Source organism: Bradyrhizobium ganzhouense (assembly GCF_049949285.1).
GTDB lineage: Bacteria > Pseudomonadota > Alphaproteobacteria > Rhizobiales > Xanthobacteraceae > Bradyrhizobium > Bradyrhizobium ganzhouense.
The window spans coordinates 4,455,182-4,474,377 of sequence record NZ_CP181318.1 but is presented as its reverse complement, the minus strand read 5'-3'; the positions used below and the strand labels follow the sequence as shown (position 1 = coordinate 4,474,377).

The following is a 19,196-nucleotide window of genomic DNA, read 5'->3' as shown; positions in this document are numbered from 1 at the left end:
CGTTGCGGCCCGGCGGCTTCGAACTGCGACCTCATCTGGTCCGCATCGTCGGCCTGATCGCGGCGTTGCTGCTATCGGTGCAGGTCGCCGCGGCCGCGCCGCAGACCGTCTATTTCCGCAGCGCCGACGGCCGCACGGCGCTCACCGGCTATCTGTTCCAGCCGACCACGCCCGGCCCCTGGCCCGCCATCGTCATGCTGCACGGGCGCGGTGGCCCGTATTCCAGCAATGAGAATGAAGACTGCACCTTCGTTGGCGCCGGCACCGCCTCGCCCTGCAACGCAAACACCTTGTCGAAGCGCCATGCGATGTGGGGTGAATATTGGTCGGCGCGCGGCTATCTCGCTTTGCTGCCGGACAGTTTTGGGCCGCGCGGCAAGGCCTATGGCTTCGGCCGCTTCACCCATGGCGACCCTGATCGCGCCGACGTCAACGAGACCGATGTACGGCCGCTCGACGCCGAAGGCGCGCTCGCTTTTCTGCGCGGCCGCGGCGATCTCATCCCCGGCCAGATCTTCCTCCAAGGCTGGTCCAATGGCGGCAGCACCGCGCTGAACGTGATGATCCGGCAAGGAAACCAGCAAGCCAACCAGCCTGGCTATCGCGGTGCGCTCGTATTCTATCCGGGCTGCGGGCAGACCGCGCTGCTCGCGTCGACCATCTCGACCACGGCACCGATCGCGATGTTCCTCGGCGCCGACGACGAGGAGGTCTCGCCGGCGATCTGCCAGCACGTCGCCGACCGGTCGCGGCAGGCGGGCAGCCCTATCGACGTCACCCTCTATCCCGGCGCCACCCATGATTTCGATGAGCCGTCGTCGCGGCGGCAGTCGGCACCGGGGAATCAGGCGGCCATGGACGACGCCCTCGTCAAGGCCGCGGGCCTCCTCGACCGCTGGAAAAAATGAAGCGAGGACCGATACCGCGCCGCGATCGTGCTTGATTGCGCCACGATTCCGGGCTCCAATTCGGAGCGCCATCTTTTGGTTTAGGGAGACACCCATGATGAAGCGAATTTTCCTGGCTGCGATCGTTGCCACCTTTGCAGCGGGCTCGGCACTTGCGGACGACACCTGCGAGAGCAAGGCGGTCGGCAAGGACGGCAAGGCGCTCGCCGGCGCCGCCAAGACCTCGTTCATGAAGAAGTGCAAGGAAGACGCCTGCACGCCCAAAGCCGTCGGCTCCGACGGCAAGGCCCTCGCCGGCGCCGCCAAGAACAGCTTCATGAAGAAGTGCGAGATGGGCGCCTGATCGCTGCGAATTCGCTACTTCTTTAGCTAGCAATCGCTCCACGAACTCGTCATGCCCGGGCAGAAGCGCGTCTTCGCGCAAGATGTCCCGGGCATCCACGTTCTTGTGTCCGAATGACTGAGGCGAAGACCTTTCGCCGCCTCACCGCGCTTCCCGCGCGCACAAACCAAATCACCCTGAGCATTACAACCCTAGACAGAAGCCGTCGGCTGACGGATCATGCAGTGCTGAGCGAAATGGGGCGCGTCGACGAGGCTTTCCAGGAAAGGGACGTCAAGATGTGGCAACTTCGGGTGCGTAATCAGATATTGGCGACAGTGAGCTTGCTGTTCGCGCTTCTCATTAGTTTTGACGTCGCGAACGCGAGGGGCGTCGGTCTGCCCAACGTCATGGTTCTGGCAACCGGCGGCACAATCGCCGGCTCCGGGACGAGCAGCACCACCGTGGTCGGTTACACCGCGGCGACCGTGGGCATCGAGACCCTCCTGAACGCCGTCCCCGAGCTGAAGACGGTGGCCAACGTCAAGGGCGAGCAGGTTTTCCAGATCGCCAGCGAGAACATGAACAATGACTACTGGCTGAAGCTTGCCAAGCGCGTCAACACGCTGCTCGCGCAGGATGACGTCGACGGGATCGTGATCACGCACGGGACCGATACGATCGAGGAAACCAGCTATTTCCTGGACCTGGTGGTCAAGAGCAAGAAGCCTGTCGTCGTCGTGGGCGCGATGCGGCCGTCGACAGCGATCAGCGCGGATGGGCCGATCAACCTCTTCAACGCGGTGATCCTCGCGGGCAGCGAAGAAGCCGTCGGCAAAGGCGTGCTCGTCGCTCTCAACGATCAGATCAACGCGGCGCGTGACGTCACCAAGAACAATACCTCGACGGCGGACACCTTCCGCACGCCTGAGCTCGGCTTCCTCGGCTACATGCAGGGCAACAAGCCGTACTTCTATCGCCAATCGACCCGCCGGCACACGGCGGACTCCGAGTTTGACGTCTCCAACCTCGATACCCTGCCGCGCGTCGATATCGTCTACGGCTACGCCAACATGGACCGGGTCCCGATCGATGCTTTTGTCGCTGCCGGCGCCAAGGGGATCGTGCATGCCGGTACGGGTGACGGTAGCCTTGCCCGGCCCGCGATTGAGCCGGCTCTCGACGAGGCTCACAAGAAGGGCGTCGTGATCGTTCGCAGCAGCCGCGTCGGCAACGGCATCGTCGCACGCAACGGCGAAGCCAAGGACGACGAACACGACTTCGTTGTCTCGGACACGCTCAATCCGCAGAAGGCGCGCATCCTGCTGATGCTGGCGCTGACCAAGACGACCGACACCAAGGAGATCCAGCGGATGTTCTACAGCTATTAGAGCATCCGCTTTACTCGCGCTTGAAGCGGTAATCAAAGGCGGCGCCGAGCGGCTTGATCAGTCCAACCGTCGGCGCCGGAAAATGGATCGGCAGGATCAGCGTGTCGGTGTCCGCGACGGAGGCGAAAAACTTCCGCCGCGACACCGCCGACTGCTTTGCATCCCAATCAGGATTCGCCGACCAGTCCGGCTCGCGGCACTGGATCTGGTGATGCATGAGGTCGCCGGCGACCACCGCGCGTTGTCCCTTCGAAAAGATGTTCACGCAGCAATGGCAGGGCGAATGCCCGGGCGTCGGGGTCAGCGTGACAGTATCGTCCAGCGCGTAGTCATCGTCGACCAGTAGCGCCTGCCCCGCCTCGACGATCGGCAGGCAATTGTCGCGGAAGACCGTGCCGGGCGGGTTGTTGCCCTTGGCATTCTCGGCCTCCCAGGCCGCATACTCGCCCTTGTGAAAGACGTATTTCGCGTTCGGGAACGTCGGCACCCAGCGACCGTCGCGCAAGGTGGTGTTCCAGCCGGTGTGGTCGATGTGCAGATGCGTGCAAAAGACGTAGTCGACCTGCTCGAATCCGATCCAGAGCGCGAACAACTCGTTGCGCCAGCGCTCCTTGCCGGGAAAGTCGAATGGCGGCGGATGGCCCTTGTCCTCGCCGGTACAGGTGTCGACCAAAATGGTGTAGCGCGGCGTGCGCACGACAAATGTCTGATAGGTGATGACCATCATGCCGCGCGCGGCGTCGAACACCTCCGGCTCCATCGTCGGCAGATGATGCCTGAACACGCCGTCGTCATAAGCCGGGAAAAAATCCTGCGGCCGCCGCCACGGCCCTTCCCGCTCGATCACCGCATCGATGGTGATGTCGCCGAGTCTGAGTTGATTCATGGTTGTTCGCTCCCTTTTTCAGGGAGCGTAGCGGGAGTGTCTTAGGCGTCAAGAGAACGAGAGAGTTGCCAGCCTCTCGGTTTGGTTGTAGCCCGGATGGAGCGTAGCGCAATCCGGGAAAGCCTCGCATGGTTCGCTATCGGCGAAACTTCCTACCTGGCGGGACCTTCTTCTTCACCGTGACGCTGAATGACCGAAGATCGTCGGCGCTGGTCGGTCATGCGGAAAAGCTACGCGCAGCATTCAAAACGGCCCGGACCGAAAGGCCTTTCGAGATCGACGCAATCGTCATCCTGCCGGATCATCTGCATGTCATTATGACGCTACCAAACGAAGACTCCGACTTCTCCGGCCGGTGGCGACGGATCAAGAGCTCTTTCACGCATCAGTTGGCCACTTCAGGGGCACCCATCTCCCGCAACCATCGCGGAGAATTTTCTCTGTGGCAGAGACGTTTCTGGGAGCACACCATTCGCGACGACGCGGATTTCGAACGATGCGCCGACTACATTCATTTCAACCCGGTCAAGCACAGGCTAGTCGCCTCACCGGCTGACTGGCCATATTCGTCGCTTCATCGGTATGTTCGCGCTGGTGTTCTGCCTGCCGATTGGGGCGGCGCCGGCGAGATCAACGGAGATTTCGGAGAGCGTGGAGATTGACCTGGATCGCGCTGCCTTCGTCCGGGCTACAAAATTCTGACGACGCCCTTGTAGCCCGGATGAAGCGAAGCGTAATCCGGGGCCGGACCAACTGCACCGCAAATCGATCTGTGCTGCACGATCCCGGATTGCGCTTCGCTTCATCCGGGCTACGGATCGCGGCTACGACCGCAACCCCGGCGCCTCTTGCCCCGTGCGCGCGACGTATTCCGTGTAGCCGCCGCCGTACTGATGGATGCCCTCCGGCGTCAGCTCGAGCACGCGGTTCGACAGGACGCTGAGGAAGTGGCGGTCATGCGAAACGAACAGCATGGTGCCTTCGAAGTCCGACAGCGCCGTGATCAGCATCTCCTTGGTGGCGAGGTCGAGATGGTTGGTTGGCTCGTCCAGCACCAGGAAGTTCGGCGGGTCGAACAGCATTTTTGCCATCACCAGCCGCGCCTTCTCGCCGCCTGACAGCACGCGGCAGCGCTTCTCGACGTCGTCGCCGGAGAAGCCGAAGCAGCCCGCGAGTGCGCGAAGCGATCCCTGCCCCGCGGTCGGAAACTGGTCTTCCAGCGACTGGAACACGGTGCGCTCGCCGTCGAGCAGATCCATCGCGTGCTGGGCGAAATAGCCCATCTTGACGCTGCCCCCTAACGCCACCGTGCCCTCGTCCGGCTCGCTCGCGCCCGCGACGAGCTTCAGCAAGGTCGACTTGCCGGCGCCGTTGACGCCCATCACGCACCAGCGCTCCCTGCGGCGGATCATGAAATCCAGCCCGTCATAGATGCGCTTGGCTCCATAACCCTTGAACACCTTCTTCAGCGCGACGACGTCCTCGCCGGAGCGCGGCGCCGGCAGGAAGTCGAAGGCCACCGTCTGGCGGCGGCGCGGCGGCTCGACCCGCTCGATCTTGTCGAGCTTCTTGACCCGGCTCTGAACCTGGGCGGCATGCGAGGCGCGCGCCTTGAAGCGTTCGATGAACTTGATTTCTTTCGCGAGCATCGCCTGCTGGCGCTCGAACTGCGCCTGCTGCTGCTTCTCGTTCAGCGCACGCTGCTGCTCGTAGAACTCGTAATTGCCGGTATAGGTGGTGAGCGAGCCGGAATCGATCTCGACCACTTTGGAGATCACTCGGTTGATGAACTCGCGGTCATGCGAGGTCATCAGCAGCGTGCCTTCGTAATCGTGCAAGAACTTCTCGAGCCAGATCAGGCTTTCCAGATCGAGATGGTTGCTCGGCTCGTCGAGCAGCATCACGTCGGGACGCATCAAAAGAATACGCGCCAGCGCCACGCGCATCTTCCAACCGCCGGAGAGCTTGCCGACGTCGCCGTCCATCATCTCCTGGCTGAAGCCGAGGCCGGAGAGCGCTTCGCGCGCGCGGCCGTCGAGCGCGTAGCCGTCGAGCTCCTCGAAGGCGTGCTGCACCTCGCCATAGCGGGCGATGATCTCGTCCATCTGGTCGGCCTTGTCGGGGTCGGCCATGTCGGCTTCGAGCTGGCGCAGTTCGGCCGCGACCTCGCTGACGGGACCGGCGCCGTTCATCACCTCGGCCACGGCGCTGCGGCCGGACATCTCGCCGACGTCCTGGTTGAAATAGCCGATGGTGATGCCGCGATCGGTCGAGACCTGCCCTTCGTCGGGCAGTTCCTCGCCGGCGATCATCCGGAACAGGGTGGTCTTGCCGGCGCCGTTCGGGCCGACGAGGCCGATCTTCTCGCCCTTGTTGAGGGCGGCGGAGGCTTCGATGAACAGGATCTGGTGGCCGGCTTGCTTGCTGACGTTGTCGAGGCGGATCATGAGGTCTTTTTGGGGGAATTGTTGCGTTGCGGCGTAATAGGCCATGCGGGCCGCCAAAGGAAGCCCGGCCGGACCCGGGTTTTGTCCCTTCCTGACAAATCCTTAGCAATTTTAGGCCACAAGCGCGGGTGGCACCGTCCAGCGAATCTGACGGACGTCCGTAGAGCTGACGTTTGCTGAGATGTGACCCGGGGGAATACCGATGAAAACTCGCTTTGGCCTGGCCATAGCCGCCGCACTGATGCTTGGCGGCAGCGCCGCAACCGCCCAGACCCTGCCCGACTACATGGCGCCGATCTCCGGCAAGACAAATGCCGCGCCGGCCGACGTTGCCACGAGGGACGTACTCGCGCTGAACACGGCGATGTTCGAGCTCTATGGCGACGCTGCAAAGCTGTTCCAGAAGAACATCCTCGACAAGCATCCGGTGATCCTCGGCCTGTTCTCCGGCGCCGGCGGTCGGCTGATCCTTTACCGGCCGGGCCAGCCGCCGCTCGACGCGCCGCAGGTGCCGGTCGTCTATCAGCTGCTGAAATCGGTCGGCCACAGCACCATGGCACTGGCCGAGGTGGTCGGCCCCTATGTCGACAATCCCGACAACAAATCCTGGCGCGGCGCGATGCTGGCCTTCCGCAGCCGGATGCAGTCGGCGCTGGACAGCCTCGACGCCACGCCGATGCAGGCCGACTGGCGCGACAACAACCGCACCATCCTGAAGAACAACATCGCCTTCATGGACGAGTGCCTGGCGAGCGGCGTCATTCCGTTCGCGAAGTTAGAGGCTTTCGGCAAGCAGCAGGCCCCCTTCCTCGCCAGGAACGTCGCCTGGGCGGCCCAGACCCAGGTCGCGCACTGGATGGGCGTGCTGGCCGACTGGAAAGCGCAGCTCGGTCCCGACTGGGAGAAGACCTATGCCGCCAGCAATACCATCTACGTCGCACGGCAGAACAACGTGATCTTCAGCGTGCTCGCGCAGTTCTTCGGCCCCGAGGCCATCAACACGCGCCTGCTGCTGATCGAGACGGTCTCGTTCACCACGACGCCGTCAGACATGCTGGAATCGCTGACACGGATCATCGCGGACCGCTCGGTCGGCGCGCTGTTCTTCGGCAATTATCATTTGATGGACTACGAGCTGATGGGAGGCGACGCCCGCGCCGCGATCATCGCCGAGACAGGAAAGCGCGGCATGACGCCGTTCCTGCCGCCGCTGGTCCCGTTCGGCTCGAAGCAATGGCCGACTTTGGTCACGCCGGGCCCCGGCCCCGCGACGATCGCGGATCTCAAATAGCGCAGCGAAACATCGGGACACGTGGCGGCCATGCCGCCGCGTCTTCACGAGGTGGTAAGGCGCTGCGCTGTTCTATCGTCGCATGACGAATCATGACAGTTTCGGGCCAGCGTTGGCGCGTACCGATTGCAGAGCTTTGGCAGCGATGCCGTCAGCATCGTGAGCCCGTTATGACCTTGTACAAGGATGAGATCATGCGGCCTTCGCGACGCGAGTTCGTGAAGTGGTTATCGGCGGGCGGCATCTCGGTCAGCCTGTCGAATCTTGCTTCGGCGGCAAACGCGCCCTTCGCGGCACATGAGACGCTGCCTGGACGCGGCAATTTCAATCCCGCCACGAAAGGCGCTGGCCGCGTCGACGGCGTCGCAAAAGTCACCGGCGCAAAGCTCTACGCCTCCGACTTCCGCGCCAATGACCTGCCCGGCTGGCCGCAGACCACCTCGCACGCGATCCTGGTGCGCGCCAATGACGCCACACACGTCTATACCGGCATTGACCTCGCCCGCCTGTCGGGACCCCTCAAGCCTTCGGTCGTCGTCACCGCCAGCGATCTCGACCGCATCGGCACGGAGGTGCCGCAGTTCTATGCCGGCGATCTGTTCTGCCCGCTCGGCAAGACGCCGCTCTATCTGGGCCAGCCGGTCGCGCTTTTGATCTTCGAGACATTCGACGCCTTCGACCAGGCCCGCCTCGTCTTGCGCGACGGCACCTTCGTCAAGTTCGGCGAAGAAACCGGCCCGGTGATCGCGCCCGATTACGGCTCCTACCGCTTCACCCGTGTCGCAGGCCCCTCGCCCGACAAGCCCGACGTCTATTCGCCAATCCAGGCCGGCTGGGTCTCGCCCAAGAAGGTGCAAAGCGCAGCACTTCCGGTGTGGTCGCCGCTGGCCAGGGAGATGCCGGCCGACTACGTCAAGGCGGCCAAGCTCGGCGAGCAGATCCGCAGCGAGCTTGACGCCGACAACGCCTCTCTCCTGGTGCTCGACCGCGAGTTCGAGACGCAATCGGTCGATCCGATGTTCCTGGAGCCGGAGTGCGGGCTCGCCTGGTACAGCGGCAAGGGCGGAAATCTCGAGCTGGTGCTCGGCGTGCAGTCGCCTTACGAGGCCGCGGAGTCGCTTGCGCACCTGCTGGCTAAGGCGCACGCGCCCTACAAGCCGTCGCATATCAACGCGCAGTTCGCCCATGTCGGCGGCGGCTTTGGCGGCCGCGACCACACGCCGTTCATTCTCTATGTCGCACTCGCCGCGATCTGTTTTCCCGGCAAACCGGTGCGGCTCGCCCATGACCGCTACCAGCAATTCCAGGGCGGCATCAAACGCCACCCGGTCAAGATGCGCTCGCGGATCGGCATCGATCGTTCGACCGGCCTGATCAAGGCCTTTGCCGCCGATCACGTGCTCGACGGCGGCGGGCTGCAGAACTTCTCGGCCAACGTCGCCGTGGTCGCCGCGACCGGCGCGATCGGCATCTACGACATCCCCAAGGTCGACATCACGACCATCGCGCTGCATTCGCGCGGCGTCACCGCCGGCTCGATGCGCGGCTACGGCACGCTGCAGACCATGACTGCGCTCGAAGCGCTGATCGATGAGGCCGCCGGCGAGCTCAGTCTCGACCCGATCGAATTCCGCCGCCGCAATGCGCTGAAGCAGAACGGCCGGACCATGACCGGCAACCCCTACATCGTCTCGGTGCGCACGCCCGAGATCCTCGACAAGCTCGAAAAGCATCCGATCTGGCAGCAGCGCGCGCAGCTCAGGCAAACGGCGGGCGACCGGCTGGTCGGCACCGGTGTAGCCTGCGTCACCAAGGACTACGGCGGCGGCGCAGACTGCTCGCTCGGCCGCGTCGAGCTCGGCGCCGACGGCAAAATCGCGATCTTCTGCGACCATGTCGAGATGGGCAACGGCATCGGCACGGCGCTCGCCAACCGTGTCGCCGGCCATCTCGGCGTCATCGCCGACGAGGTCTCGGTCGCGCGCGTCGACAGCTACGACGTGCTTGGCCTTGTCTCGTCGGGCAATCCCTACACCATGGACCAGAAGACGCAGGACGCCGCGGAGAAAAATCCGCGCTGGGTGCCCGCGATCTCCTCGGCGACCTCGGCCTCGGTCGGCGCCCATGTCGGCACGCATTCCGCCGCCGAAGCCGCCCGCGTCATCTTCCGCTTCGGCCTGTGGCCCGCCGCACTGGAGCTGTGGCGTATTCCCAAGACCGACCCCCGCGCCAGGCAATGGGCCAACGCGAGCTGGCAGAACGGCCAGCTGACCATGCCCGGCCTCGAACCGCTGGCGCTGCCGGCGCTCGCCGCCACCGCGCATGCGCGCGGCTTCGTCACCGGCGCAGTCGCGCACAGCTTTTCGCGCTGGGCCTGGTCGCGCGCGCGCTTTCCCCTGTTCGGCGAGCAATATCGCGCCGATATCGACGCGCTCGCGATCCGCCGCGGCAACAGCAAGTTTGAGCGGATCAACCGCATCAGCGTCAAATTTCCGCCGACCGACAACAACCGCTTCGGCACCGCCTACACCTCGATGTGCGGCACGCTGGTCCGCGTCGAGATCGAGCGCGCCTCCGGCGCGCTTCGCATCGCCAAGGCCTATAGCGTGTTCGAATGCGGCACGGCGCTGGTGCCCGAGGTGGTGATGGGCCAGACCCATGGCGGCTTCGCCATGGGCGTCGGCTATGCTCTTTTGGAAACGCTGCCGCCGTTCGAGGGCGGCCCCGGCAACGGCGAGTGGAATCTCGGCCGTTACCTCGTCGCGCGCGGCTCGGATCTTCCCTTGCGCGACCTCGAGATCGAGATGCTGAAGCCGCTGACCCCGGACGAAGCGCCCAAGGGCATGGCGGAGGTCGTGATGATCCCGATCGTGCCGGCGCTGATCAACGCCATCCATGACGCCACCGGCCATCGTTTTCGCGCGCTGCCGGTCACGGCGAGCCTCTTGAAGGGAGTTTTGGCGTGACGACCCTCAGCCTCACCATCAACGGCCGGAAGCACGGTCCGATGGATGTCCGCGACGATCTCTCGATGAACGATTTCCTGCGCGAGATGCTCGGGATGACCGGCACCAAGTTCGGCTGCGGTGCCGCGCAATGCCTGAGCTGCGCCATCATCGTCGACGAGCCGGATGGCACCAGCTACACCAGCCCGACCTGCGTCGCGCCCGCCGTGAATTTCGACGGCAAGTCGATCCGCACCGTCGAAGGACATGCGAAGGACGGCCAGCTCTCGGCCCTGCAGCAGGCCTTCATCGATCACTTCGCCTTCCAGTGCGGCTATTGCACCGCAGGCTTCCTTGGCGAGAGCCAGGTGCTGCTCGAACGTCTCTCCCGCACCCCGGTCGCCCGCGAGGCGCTCGAGCAGACGATTGCGGATGCGCTCGACGGACATCTGTGCCGCTGCACCGGCTATATCAAGTATCACGAGGCGGTCCGCGACGTGATCCTGGCCGATTCCAGCCGCTACCTTGTCGCCACCAAATGAGTGCGCCAGCGATGATCACCACGCGCGTCAAGATCATGGCTGTGATAGCGGCGCTGACGAGCAGCCTGTGCGCAGGCTACGCCGCGTCGGACACGACGAGCCACGGCCTCGCCTCGCCCGAAAGTTTTGCGAACATAGCCGACACCGAAAAGCGCTCGGCCGCGATCTTCACCGAGCTTGGAAAAGTGCTGACGCATCCGCGCTGCACCAACTGCCATCCGGCCGGCGACAGCCCCCGCCAGGGCGACACTCCGCGCCTGCATCAGCCGCCGGTGACGCGCGGCGCCGACGGCCACGGCATGGAAGCGATGCGCTGCCACACCTGCCACCAGAAGGCCAATTTCGAGCCCGGCCGCATTCCCGGCCATCCCGAATGGCACCTCGCCCCGCGCGAGATGGCCTGGGAAGGCAAGACGATCGGCGAGATCTGCGAGCAGATCCGCGACCCCGCCCGCAACGGCGGCCGCAAGGTGGAAGAGTTGATCGACCACATCGGCAAGGACACCCTCGTCGGCTGGGCCTGGAAGCCCGGCTTCGGCCGCTCGCCCGCACCGGGCACGCAAGCGCAGGCCGGCGCGCTGGTGGAGGCCTGGGTGAAGACGGGAGCAGCGTGTCCGGCGCCGTGATGGGGGCTGGGGCGGGAATTCTTGAACGTCGGCTTCCGAGGTTAAAGCGGAAGTCGCCCCTCTTGGCCGGCACCGGCGGCTAATGACCCCAGAGCAGACCTTTAGAAGTCACCGATCATGATCGCGCTTTTCAACATAACGGTACAGCGTGATCACAACGATTGCCGGTATCCCCCAGAAGGTTGCTACTAAGAGACCAACAAAACCAAAGGTGTTTGCATCCTTGCTCCCACCGAGAAGCAATGTGGCCACCACCACCGATATAGCCACCATTCCAACAAGCTTAGCAAAAGACTTCGCATTCACGAGTCCTGATCCCTGAGGTGATGATCAGCCATAGTCTCCACGAAAGCTATTAGCAATTCGAGCCGCTACGGGCCGTGCATCAGTTGATCGCGATAGTCCTGAATGTATGCTGCTAGTACAATTAGAGAGCCGCCTAACCAGACAATCATCGGCAAAATCCGGCTATTCCAAAAAGCGCGGTATTTCTCATCGGCGCGCCAATTGTGTCGGCGACGCCATCGCTCTTGAGCCAATTTCCCCACTGCTAAGAAGCCGATTATCGCCATGCTTCCAGAGATGAACATTCCGACCTCAGGAGAGCGAATGTACGTCGTTGAGTGAAAATCCCTAAAGTTGAATGCGCAGCATGATACTCGTTATCGATCGAATAACCAGCTTTGGTCCCAAGGACGGATACCGGAAGGTAAAGAACGCTAGTTGCGAAATTAGAGGGGCCGATGGCATCCAACAGACGTGAGGTATCGTCTGACTTCCGCTGTTGGGCCCAAGGCCGACATCCAGAAGCTATGCATTAATGTCGCTTTCTCGCATCAACCCGAGCGACGCCGCCAGCCGCAAGCTGTGCTTCCCGTGCGAGCACGATGCCTTCGAGCTCGCCGCTGTCGGCCGTACAGTTCCCCGAAAAGCCGATCTCGACCTCGTAACCGCCGAACACGGGATTGTGGCGCTCGGTGATGACCTCGGCCTCGACCACGCCGTCCTTAGCGTCGTAGCTGCCGCGACGCGCGAAGGCGGAGTTGCCGCACATGACTACTACACGAAGTGAGGTTATTGCTTGAGCATGATCCTTTCGGAAAACCGCCTCACACTTTTCCGGATCATGCTTTGGGGCGCGTACTCATAAATCCGCCATGTCGGCTCTACCCCCTAAAGCCGGACATCGCCGGATGACCACGGCATGTCCGCCTTGGGGCCAGACGCCGACTAATCAAGTGGTGCGCCAAGGCCGCTCGGCAGCATGACGATGATAGCGTTCTGTCCTTCCTCGGGGTGGCGCGAGATGTGTCCTTTCCCGTGCGTATCCTCGACGAGAACAGCATTTCCCGCCGGAAGGCGTCTCACCTCGCCATCGCTCGTTTCAATTCCACGTGGCCATCCAGCCATATGGCGAGGAGACGATCCGGCGGGTTGTGAAAGCCCACTTCGCGCACCCCGGCGGGGATGTGAGAAAAACGGATGCGTGACGCTGGGTAGAAAGCCGAAATTTCGAACGGCGCTTTGTTGGGAAACGCCGGCTTCATCGTCATCGCGATTTCGACTTCTCCAAAATGGGATTCCCCGTCAGGCGTTGCATATATGCGCAGGCACCTCATCACGGCCTCCAATCGCTCCATCTCGGCAGTGTACCTATAAACCCGGCAGCGTCGTGTGACTGGTGACTACGTCCGCTTTGCTCCAATAGCGACCAAGTTCGTGCGGCAGCGCGATATGTCGCGATGGGCCAGAACCGGAAGTGCACGCTTGGCTAAACGAAATCAGAGACCTTTCATATCTGCTACGGGGGCCTCCGTTGACTGACATTGCCACGTGATGAGCAGCGTAAGGAAATCCGACGCCTCGTATCCATAGGTATCGGGGAGCCAACCGTTTCGACCTCCTGTCAGGCCAGCGTTGAGCTTGTCCCAAAACCCGAAGTATGGCTTCGCCGTGCGAAACACGACGTGTTCGCCCCCCTTGCTGGAATAGACCGCGAAATCGTCGACTTGGTCCCAGTAATAGAACCGCTTCCGATACAGATAGGTCACTTCAAAGCCGGTGGCACTTAGGCTGAGCGAGCCCGAGTTAGGCCGAAGAAGAATTGCGCCCACAATGGCCCCAACGGCGAAGAAGAGCAGGCCCAGTATTCCAAAGCCAAGCGCAGGTCGCAGGTTCGAATTCGACAGCGCAGCCCAAATTACGATGACACTCGCGGTAGCCATCGCCGCCGAGCCCAGCATCAGAAACCACCAGAGCCCCTTCGTAGAGGTGGGAGATAAGACAATCGGCCCCGGAAATTTTCGGATTACGTCCGCTGCTGCTTGGATCATTGCGTGGCTACCTGCTCCTAGCCACACCCTAAGCGGGAAACCTATCCGAAATACCAATAAAGCCCGCAGACTTGTCAATGTCAGCAACGGGTCAGAATGCGAAGACCTCAGCATGAGCAAATCCAGTCAGCTGCGACCCGCTAAGCAGACCTCAATTAGGCGGGCCGCAACTTCGCTGATGGGCCAAAAGGCCGACATGGCAGGCTGGTCAATGATATAAGAGAGGCCGTCAGGTGCCTTCAGAGTGATTTTCCGATGTCAGCAAAACTGCGTTGCTTCTGGTTGAAGTTCGATGGTGACAACTTGCGTCACGGACTGGGCTATGGCGTGACGGCATGGAACGAAAGCGATGCTTTGCAGATTGTGCAACTTGATGTTTTCGGTGGCGAACCTATGCCGCCATTTGCCCTGCAAGCCGACGTAGATATTTCGAAGCTCGATGCAGGCCACATCCTTCCAAATATGGAGAGCCCGAATTGGCGAGGCATTTGGTATCCTCGCGGATATGCCAAGTCGAGTTAGAGCATCCCACTGTTTGGTCGGCCATGGGTCAAAATGCGAAGAACTCAGCACGAGCAAATCAAGTCGGCTCGTCCCCGCTAAGCGGACTTCAATGAAGCGTACCGTCACTTCGCTGATGGGCCAAATCCGGACCTCTAGAAGCAAAGCGCGGTTGGCTTGAGCGCTGGATATTCCACAGCGTTAACTCTCCCTTGTGCAGCTACAATTCCGGAGAAAGCTAACAATTTGATCAGCTTCGATTGCGATGCTGCGCTTGGCCAAGGCAGTCACGTTAAGGCGAGCGAGGTGGATATGTTTTTGGGAATACGTCGCACCGGCTTCATTGCGATTTTTTTACTCGTGTCGGGAATTGCTTTTTTGCAACCCAGCGCCGGACAGCGCCCCGGCTCACTTGAAGGAAGATGGGAAGGTAAGCTTGATGTTGTCGATACCAAGGGCTCTCAATCCTACGACCGGACCAAAGCTGCCCTTGGAGACTCTCCGATTGCCATCGCCATCCATGGACAAAGAGCTAGTGTCTACTTTGGCGAAACCGAGGTTATGCCGACCTCATTTCAGACTCAGATCTATATGACCAACGCCGTGGTGTTCGCCACCGATACTGGTTACCAAAATGCCCACCAATGGGTTGAAACCTGGAATTTTGCCCTTACTCAGAAAGACTCTGACACTCTGATCGTTTGTTTCTCTCGCGTCGTGAACAATCTCGACATTGCCGAAGGAGAGAACAACAGCAAGTTCTACGTCCTAGCGGTTGGAGAATTCCGCCGGACGTCTCACTGAGCACTGCGCTCAGCTTCACGAAATTGTTGCGGGCAACTCGCGGTAAGCTACACGGTGCTTCGAACTTCGAAAAGACCGCTATGGGTCATTTTCGACGGTTTCAGCGGAGATTGTCGGCTGCCTGATGTCCGCTTCTGCCCGTAAGCGCCCAACCGGGGCCCGCCCGGCAACGTGAATTCGCTTGCGCGTTGAGCGGCTAAAGTGGTCTTGGACGAATAACTTGTTCTGCCACGATAGAGCGGCTTCGCGTTTCCACGCACCCAAGACCCAGAACGGACAGTCGTAGGAGCCATGTGCAAAACGAGCTTTCGCTTTGGGAAGCCATCGATGTAGATGCCGCAAGACGTTGGCTGGAAGATCGCGCGTGACCGGAATGCTTTTTCGAGGAAAGAGGGAGGATAGTCGATGGTCAATTCCGATCTCACCCCTTCGGCAAGCCACGATCCGAAGGACTTGGTAGGCACATGGACACTCGTTTCGGTCGTAACCGAGCGGGACGGTAAAAAATTCGACGCTTATGGCCCAAATGCAAAGGGCCACCTGGTGTTCGATGCGATCGGGCGATATTCGATCATCTTCATTGCCGGTGACCTCCCGAAGTTTGCGTCGGGAAACCGTTCCAGCAGTACGGCAGATGAGAGCAACGCCGTCGTTGCCGGAAGCTTTGCTCATTTCGGCACTTACCTCGTCGACGCGGCGGACAAGAGTTTCACGTTTCAGGTCGAGCGTGCGACGTTTCCAAACTGGGACGGCAAGAACACCAAGCGTTCGTTTTGTGTCAGGGGCGATGAGTTGCACTTCACAGACCCGCACTCGTCGGGCGGTGGAGTGGCGACGACGATCTTCGAGCGTGCGAAGCGTGCATGCTAGGACTTTGGTTTGCTGCACCGCCGGGCCCTCATAGGCCCTTCCGGCAATAACATCCCCCGCCGTGCGGCGAGGTGTGCTTCCACGCACGTGGTGAGACGCGCACCGTAACGACCGGAATAGGGTGACAGTGCTGGACTGCACCGTCACCGTGGCTCGTGACCGGTCACCACATCTGGATCGCGGGAGTGGTCGCGGCGATCAGAGATCGACGCCCACGGCAATGTTGCGGGCCGTCAATTCTGCAATGGTGCTCAAGTGCGCGAGGAGTTTTGCAAAGGCCGGGTCCTTCGACACCCCCTCCTGAACCTTGCCGTACACCTCCCAATTGGAATAACGCGTGACAGCCAACCACTCCCCGGCCCACGCGCCTGTGTGGAATCGCGACAATCGGAGAAATTCGGCGCCATGTCTTTCGAAGATTGCCTTCGCCTCCTTGGCTGTCTTGATCATTTCCTCGGACTTGTCGCTCTTGAACCGGGTGAATTGTGTAATCGACATTGAAATTTCCTCCTTGGTCAATTCGTTCGCCTTACTTGCTTGCCAGCCGTGTCCTGATCATCAGGGCATCGGTCGTATGCCTCGTGGGTCGATGCCTTGGTGAGTCGCGACGTAGTCGATCTCGCCGCGCGTGGTGCCGATATCCATCAACTCCCTGTCACTTAAATCGGCCAAGGTCGCGCGCAGTTTCTGGCGTTCGCGGCGCTCCTGAATGTCATCCCAATATTTCGAGATGAAGCTGGCGATGTGCCGGGTCGATACGGATGTTCGTTCTAGCCACGTTGTGGCGTGCGTCGTGCTCATTGCGGTCTCCTGCGACGATGCTCCTTCCGACACAGGCCGCTGTGCGGCATGATGTGCCGGTCTCGACGTCAGTTGCGCCGGTGTCGTATTCATCCGGGCAGGCGCGCTGCCTCCGCCCGACGTCTTCTCACGTCAGAATTACTGTCTCATCTGCGCGCGTGGGGACTGCCTATGCTGCCACCGCGGCTCGCGCGCCATAGGTGGGCCATTGTGCCTTGTCGCGCCCCTGTGGCATCATTCATGTTGATGACGACTTCAGCAAAACTGGTGTAGACGCGCAATTTCGCGATCCGCCGCTGAATGACGACGAATAAGGAGCCGAACGCTCAAAAGGATTCGAATGGGAGAGTCCCCTCAGTTTGGGAGGCGACATTGCGAGAAGACATTGCATCCATCACCGAGTTTTCGCACGTTGTCGGCGCAATTTACGATTGCGCCATCGATCCAAGACAGTGGCCAAACGCTATTCGCGAAGTATGCCAGGCAACCAATTGTGCCGCGGGGATCATTGGGGCTCATGATCTCAACACGCTCTCCTCGCTCATTCGCGAACATTGGAACTACGAGCCTGAGTGGCTCGAGAAAATTCAAATCTGTGCCACCGAGCTAGCCGGACTTTGGGACGGCGTCGCCGACCTCCACGAACGGCCGATCGATGAACCACTGACTGCTCTGCGCGATATTCCGGAGCAGTTCGTCCAGTCTCGCTATTACCGCGAATGGGCGAAGCCGCTGGGCTTCATCGATACCATCCAGATGACCCCGCTGCGTCAGCCCAGCCGGATCGGCGCCTTCGGGGTGTGGCGTCACAAGAGCCTCGGCCAAATAACGGAGCGCGATCTGTCGATCATGAGACTGCTGGCGCCGCACATCCGGCGCGCAGTGACGATCAGCGATGTGCTCAATATGCAGGCGATCGAAGCCGAAACGCTGCGGGCCTCGCTTGATCTCTTCCAGGCAGGTATTGTTCTTCTCGATGGTGAGACAAAAATCGTTCATGCCAATCGTGCAGCTGAGACTATGCTCAAATCCGGATCTCCGATCAGTTCCCATCGGGGCGAACTGCGAACTGGGTCGCCCCAAACATCAGCCGCCCTTCGGGCCGCCGTCGCGACCGCGGCGGCGAATGAGGCTGCGGTCGGCAAACTCGGAATCGGTCTGCCAGCGCCGCAAGCCGATGGCTCGCCCGCTCTGATTCATGTGCTGCCACTTGCTGGCGGCAATCGAGGCAAACGCATAGCGCTACGCGCAAGCGCGGCTTTGTTTGTTACATCGGAAATGCGCACCGCTATCCCCGCGGAGTCCTTGGCATCGCTTTTTGGTTTGACGTCTGCAGAGACGCGCGTCCTCGGCTCCCTGCTCGCCGGCCGGACGCCGGCGGAGACAGCAAGGGCCATGGGAACAGCAATGGCCACCGTTCGGACCCATATTGCCAAAGTGTTCGAGAAAACCGGGACCTCGCGCCAATCCGAATTGATGCGCCTCGCGGCCCAGTTCTTGCCGCCGGTCTTACATTCTTCCGAAGGTGCACTGCCCCCGTCCAAAACCCGATCTACGGACTAGATTAGGGCGTGGACTGGCGCACGCGCATGACAGAGGTATCGATCATCTGTACCGCCGGATCATGACCAGCGGCCAGCGTATCCATGATCTGGTCCCAGACGCGCCCGCCGCCAACGAACGAAGCGATTGTAACAAGTGGTGCGGCGACCAACGGCCGCTGGCAGGTCGCGCCACGGTGCACCCGACCCGAGGACCCAGAAGCTACCCCGTAGCGGACGTCGACTTCCCTTTAATGTATGATCGAACAGAACAGAGTTTAGCCTTGGAGCAACAATGCGCCTTCTGGCTGTCGCGCTTCTGCTGGGTTTCGCGCCGCTTACCGCACATGCTGATGATGCACTGAACCCGCCGCATCCTGCGCTTGCCCGTATTCAGGCCAATCTCGATCACTGCACAGACACTCAGCCAGGCAATATCAACGAGATGCTTTGCGCGGTAGAGGCCTACAAGGCCGTCGATGTCTTACTGAACACGTTGTATGGAAAGATCGTCGCGAAGCTCAAACAGAACGAGGATCCCGACCATGACCTCCAAGAACGAAAAGAGCTACTAAAACGGTTGGTTGCCTCTGAACGCGCGTGGATCGCTTACAGCGAGACAGAGTGCTCTCATGCGTCCGCCTACATGCTGGGTGGCAGTGGAGAACCAACCATTCTTGCACAATGCAGGCTTTCGATGAGGGAGGATCGCCTCAACAACCTCTTTCGATTCTATAAGATCAGATATCCAGATATCGCGGAAGAATAACGGACTGCGGCTTTACGCTTCGTAGCAAAGTCCGCTTCTGGGCCCTCAAGCGACGAAGCGCCATGTGCGCTGTTAGGTCCGGTGTGGGGATCCGAGCGGCCCCAATTTGCCCGCTATGAGTTTTTCCGCGTGTGACCCTAAGCTGCCCTCGCTCGATTTTCTCGATTTTGAATTAAGTGGGTAACTGCGCCGAAGGACTGCCCTGTATACTCGACCCTA

Annotated in this window: 22 protein-coding genes and 1 pseudogene; 13 read left to right on the top strand and 10 right to left on the bottom strand. The window is 61.2% G+C overall.

Annotation, left to right across the window (positions count from 1 at the left end; all coding sequences use genetic code 11):
* The first annotated feature begins 2 nt into the window (after positions 1-2).
* The 3 genes from ACLFLU_RS20385 (at position 3) to ACLFLU_RS20375 (ending at position 2,621) form a co-directional block, all read left to right on the top strand.
* On the top strand, positions 3-908 hold the full coding sequence (locus ACLFLU_RS20385; protein ID WP_426406674.1) for a dienelactone hydrolase family protein: 906 nt from the start codon (positions 3-5) through the stop codon (positions 906-908).
* A 94-nt stretch (positions 909-1,002) separates the two neighbouring features.
* Positions 1,003-1,251: a hypothetical protein gene (locus ACLFLU_RS20380; protein ID WP_148777798.1), complete on the top strand. Its 249-nt coding sequence runs from the start codon at positions 1,003-1,005 to the stop codon at positions 1,249-1,251.
* A 224-nt stretch (positions 1,252-1,475) separates the two neighbouring features.
* Positions 1,476-2,621: a type II asparaginase gene (locus ACLFLU_RS20375; RefSeq protein ID WP_426406673.1), complete on the top strand. Its 1,146-nt coding sequence runs from the start codon at positions 1,476-1,478 to the stop codon at positions 2,619-2,621.
* Between the two features lie 10 nt (positions 2,622-2,631).
* Here the strand turns inward: ACLFLU_RS20375 and ACLFLU_RS20370 are convergent, their stop codons facing one another.
* Positions 2,632-3,507: an MBL fold metallo-hydrolase gene (locus ACLFLU_RS20370; protein ID WP_426406672.1), complete on the bottom strand. Its 876-nt coding sequence runs from the start codon at positions 3,505-3,507 to the stop codon at positions 2,632-2,634.
* Between the two features lie 128 nt (positions 3,508-3,635).
* Between ACLFLU_RS20370 and ACLFLU_RS20365 the strand changes: the two genes are divergently transcribed.
* A complete protein-coding gene (locus ACLFLU_RS20365; RefSeq protein ID WP_426406671.1) occupies positions 3,636-4,169 on the top strand; it encodes an REP-associated tyrosine transposase in 534 nt (177 codons plus the stop codon).
* Between the two features lie 162 nt (positions 4,170-4,331).
* Here ACLFLU_RS20365 and ACLFLU_RS20360 read toward each other — a convergent pair whose 3' ends face one another.
* Complete coding sequence (locus ACLFLU_RS20360; RefSeq protein ID WP_426414035.1) at positions 4,332-5,954, bottom strand: ABC-F family ATP-binding cassette domain-containing protein; 1,623 nt, start codon at positions 5,952-5,954, stop codon at positions 4,332-4,334.
* A 202-nt stretch (positions 5,955-6,156) separates the two neighbouring features.
* Here ACLFLU_RS20360 and ACLFLU_RS20355 point away from each other — a divergent pair, with 202 nt between their 5' ends.
* The 4 genes from ACLFLU_RS20355 (at position 6,157) to ACLFLU_RS20340 (ending at position 11,358) form a co-directional block, all read left to right on the top strand.
* Complete coding sequence (locus tag ACLFLU_RS20355; protein WP_426406670.1) at positions 6,157-7,245, top strand: hypothetical protein; 1,089 nt, start codon at positions 6,157-6,159, stop codon at positions 7,243-7,245.
* A gap of 194 nt (positions 7,246-7,439) precedes the next feature.
* Positions 7,440-10,211 carry a xanthine dehydrogenase family protein molybdopterin-binding subunit gene (locus ACLFLU_RS20350; RefSeq protein WP_426406669.1) on the top strand — a complete coding sequence of 924 codons (2,772 nt, stop codon included), beginning with the start codon at positions 7,440-7,442 and terminating at the stop codon, positions 10,209-10,211.
* Positions 10,208-10,732, top strand: coding sequence for a (2Fe-2S)-binding protein (locus tag ACLFLU_RS20345; RefSeq protein WP_426406668.1), 525 nt, complete (start codon positions 10,208-10,210; stop codon positions 10,730-10,732). Before ACLFLU_RS20350 ends, ACLFLU_RS20345 begins: the two co-directional genes overlap by 4 nt.
* 11 nt (positions 10,733-10,743) lie before the next feature.
* Positions 10,744-11,358 (top strand): Isoquinoline 1-oxidoreductase subunit, encoded by a 615-nt coding sequence (locus tag ACLFLU_RS20340; protein WP_426406667.1) that lies wholly within the window; start codon positions 10,744-10,746, stop codon positions 11,356-11,358.
* 108 nt (positions 11,359-11,466) lie between these two features.
* On the opposite strand, the gene ACLFLU_RS20335 is transcribed toward ACLFLU_RS20340, so the two are convergent.
* The 5 genes from ACLFLU_RS20335 to ACLFLU_RS20315 all read right to left on the bottom strand — a co-directional run bounded on the left by ACLFLU_RS20335 (position 11,467) and on the right by ACLFLU_RS20315 (position 13,691).
* Complete coding sequence (locus tag ACLFLU_RS20335; RefSeq protein ID WP_426406666.1) at positions 11,467-11,664, bottom strand: hypothetical protein; 198 nt, start codon at positions 11,662-11,664, stop codon at positions 11,467-11,469.
* A 65-nt stretch (positions 11,665-11,729) separates the two neighbouring features.
* Complete coding sequence (locus tag ACLFLU_RS20330) at positions 11,730-11,948, bottom strand: hypothetical protein (RefSeq protein WP_426406665.1); 219 nt, start codon at positions 11,946-11,948, stop codon at positions 11,730-11,732.
* A gap of 227 nt (positions 11,949-12,175) precedes the next feature.
* On the bottom strand, positions 12,176-12,412 hold the full coding sequence (locus ACLFLU_RS20325; protein WP_426406664.1) for a hypothetical protein: 237 nt from the start codon (positions 12,410-12,412) through the stop codon (positions 12,176-12,178).
* 310 nt (positions 12,413-12,722) lie between these two features.
* Positions 12,723-12,911, bottom strand: coding sequence for a hypothetical protein (locus ACLFLU_RS20320; RefSeq protein ID WP_426406663.1), 189 nt, complete (start codon positions 12,909-12,911; stop codon positions 12,723-12,725).
* A gap of 228 nt (positions 12,912-13,139) precedes the next feature.
* Positions 13,140-13,691 carry a hypothetical protein gene (locus ACLFLU_RS20315; RefSeq protein WP_426406662.1) on the bottom strand — a complete coding sequence of 184 codons (552 nt, stop codon included), beginning with the start codon at positions 13,689-13,691 and terminating at the stop codon, positions 13,140-13,142.
* A gap of 255 nt (positions 13,692-13,946) precedes the next feature.
* Between ACLFLU_RS20315 and ACLFLU_RS20310 the strand changes: the two genes are divergently transcribed.
* From ACLFLU_RS20310 to ACLFLU_RS20300, 3 genes are all read left to right on the top strand, one after another.
* Complete coding sequence (locus ACLFLU_RS20310; RefSeq protein ID WP_426406661.1) at positions 13,947-14,213, top strand: hypothetical protein; 267 nt, start codon at positions 13,947-13,949, stop codon at positions 14,211-14,213.
* Between the two features lie 225 nt (positions 14,214-14,438).
* Complete coding sequence (locus ACLFLU_RS20305; protein WP_426406660.1) at positions 14,439-14,996, top strand: hypothetical protein; 558 nt, start codon at positions 14,439-14,441, stop codon at positions 14,994-14,996.
* Positions 14,997-15,401: 405 nt separating this feature from the next.
* Positions 15,402-15,866: a lipocalin-like domain-containing protein gene (locus ACLFLU_RS20300; RefSeq protein WP_426406659.1), complete on the top strand. Its 465-nt coding sequence runs from the start codon at positions 15,402-15,404 to the stop codon at positions 15,864-15,866.
* A gap of 198 nt (positions 15,867-16,064) precedes the next feature.
* On the opposite strand, the gene ACLFLU_RS20295 is transcribed toward ACLFLU_RS20300, so the two are convergent.
* Together ACLFLU_RS20295 and ACLFLU_RS20290 are read right to left on the bottom strand one after the other, a co-directional pair.
* Positions 16,065-16,385 carry a hypothetical protein gene (locus ACLFLU_RS20295; RefSeq protein WP_426406658.1) on the bottom strand — a complete coding sequence of 107 codons (321 nt, stop codon included), beginning with the start codon at positions 16,383-16,385 and terminating at the stop codon, positions 16,065-16,067.
* 39 nt (positions 16,386-16,424) lie between these two features.
* Positions 16,425-16,667 carry a DUF1127 domain-containing protein gene (locus tag ACLFLU_RS20290; protein WP_426406657.1) on the bottom strand — a complete coding sequence of 81 codons (243 nt, stop codon included), beginning with the start codon at positions 16,665-16,667 and terminating at the stop codon, positions 16,425-16,427.
* A gap of 372 nt (positions 16,668-17,039) precedes the next feature.
* Here ACLFLU_RS20290 and ACLFLU_RS20285 point away from each other — a divergent pair, with 372 nt between their 5' ends.
* On the top strand, positions 17,040-18,230 hold the full coding sequence (locus ACLFLU_RS20285) for a helix-turn-helix transcriptional regulator (RefSeq protein WP_426406656.1): 1,191 nt from the start codon (positions 17,040-17,042) through the stop codon (positions 18,228-18,230).
* 13 nt (positions 18,231-18,243) lie between these two features.
* On the opposite strand, the pseudogene ACLFLU_RS20280 reads toward ACLFLU_RS20285, so the two are convergent.
* A pseudogene (locus ACLFLU_RS20280) lies at positions 18,244-18,451 on the bottom strand (transposase); the annotation flags it as partial.
* Between the two features lie 52 nt (positions 18,452-18,503).
* Here ACLFLU_RS20280 and ACLFLU_RS20275 point away from each other — a divergent pair.
* The gene (locus ACLFLU_RS20275; protein ID WP_426406655.1) at positions 18,504-18,977 is read left to right on the top strand and encodes a lysozyme inhibitor LprI family protein; all 474 of its coding nucleotides are present in this window, start codon (positions 18,504-18,506) and stop codon (positions 18,975-18,977) included.
* Positions 18,978-19,196: the final 219 nt, after the last annotated feature.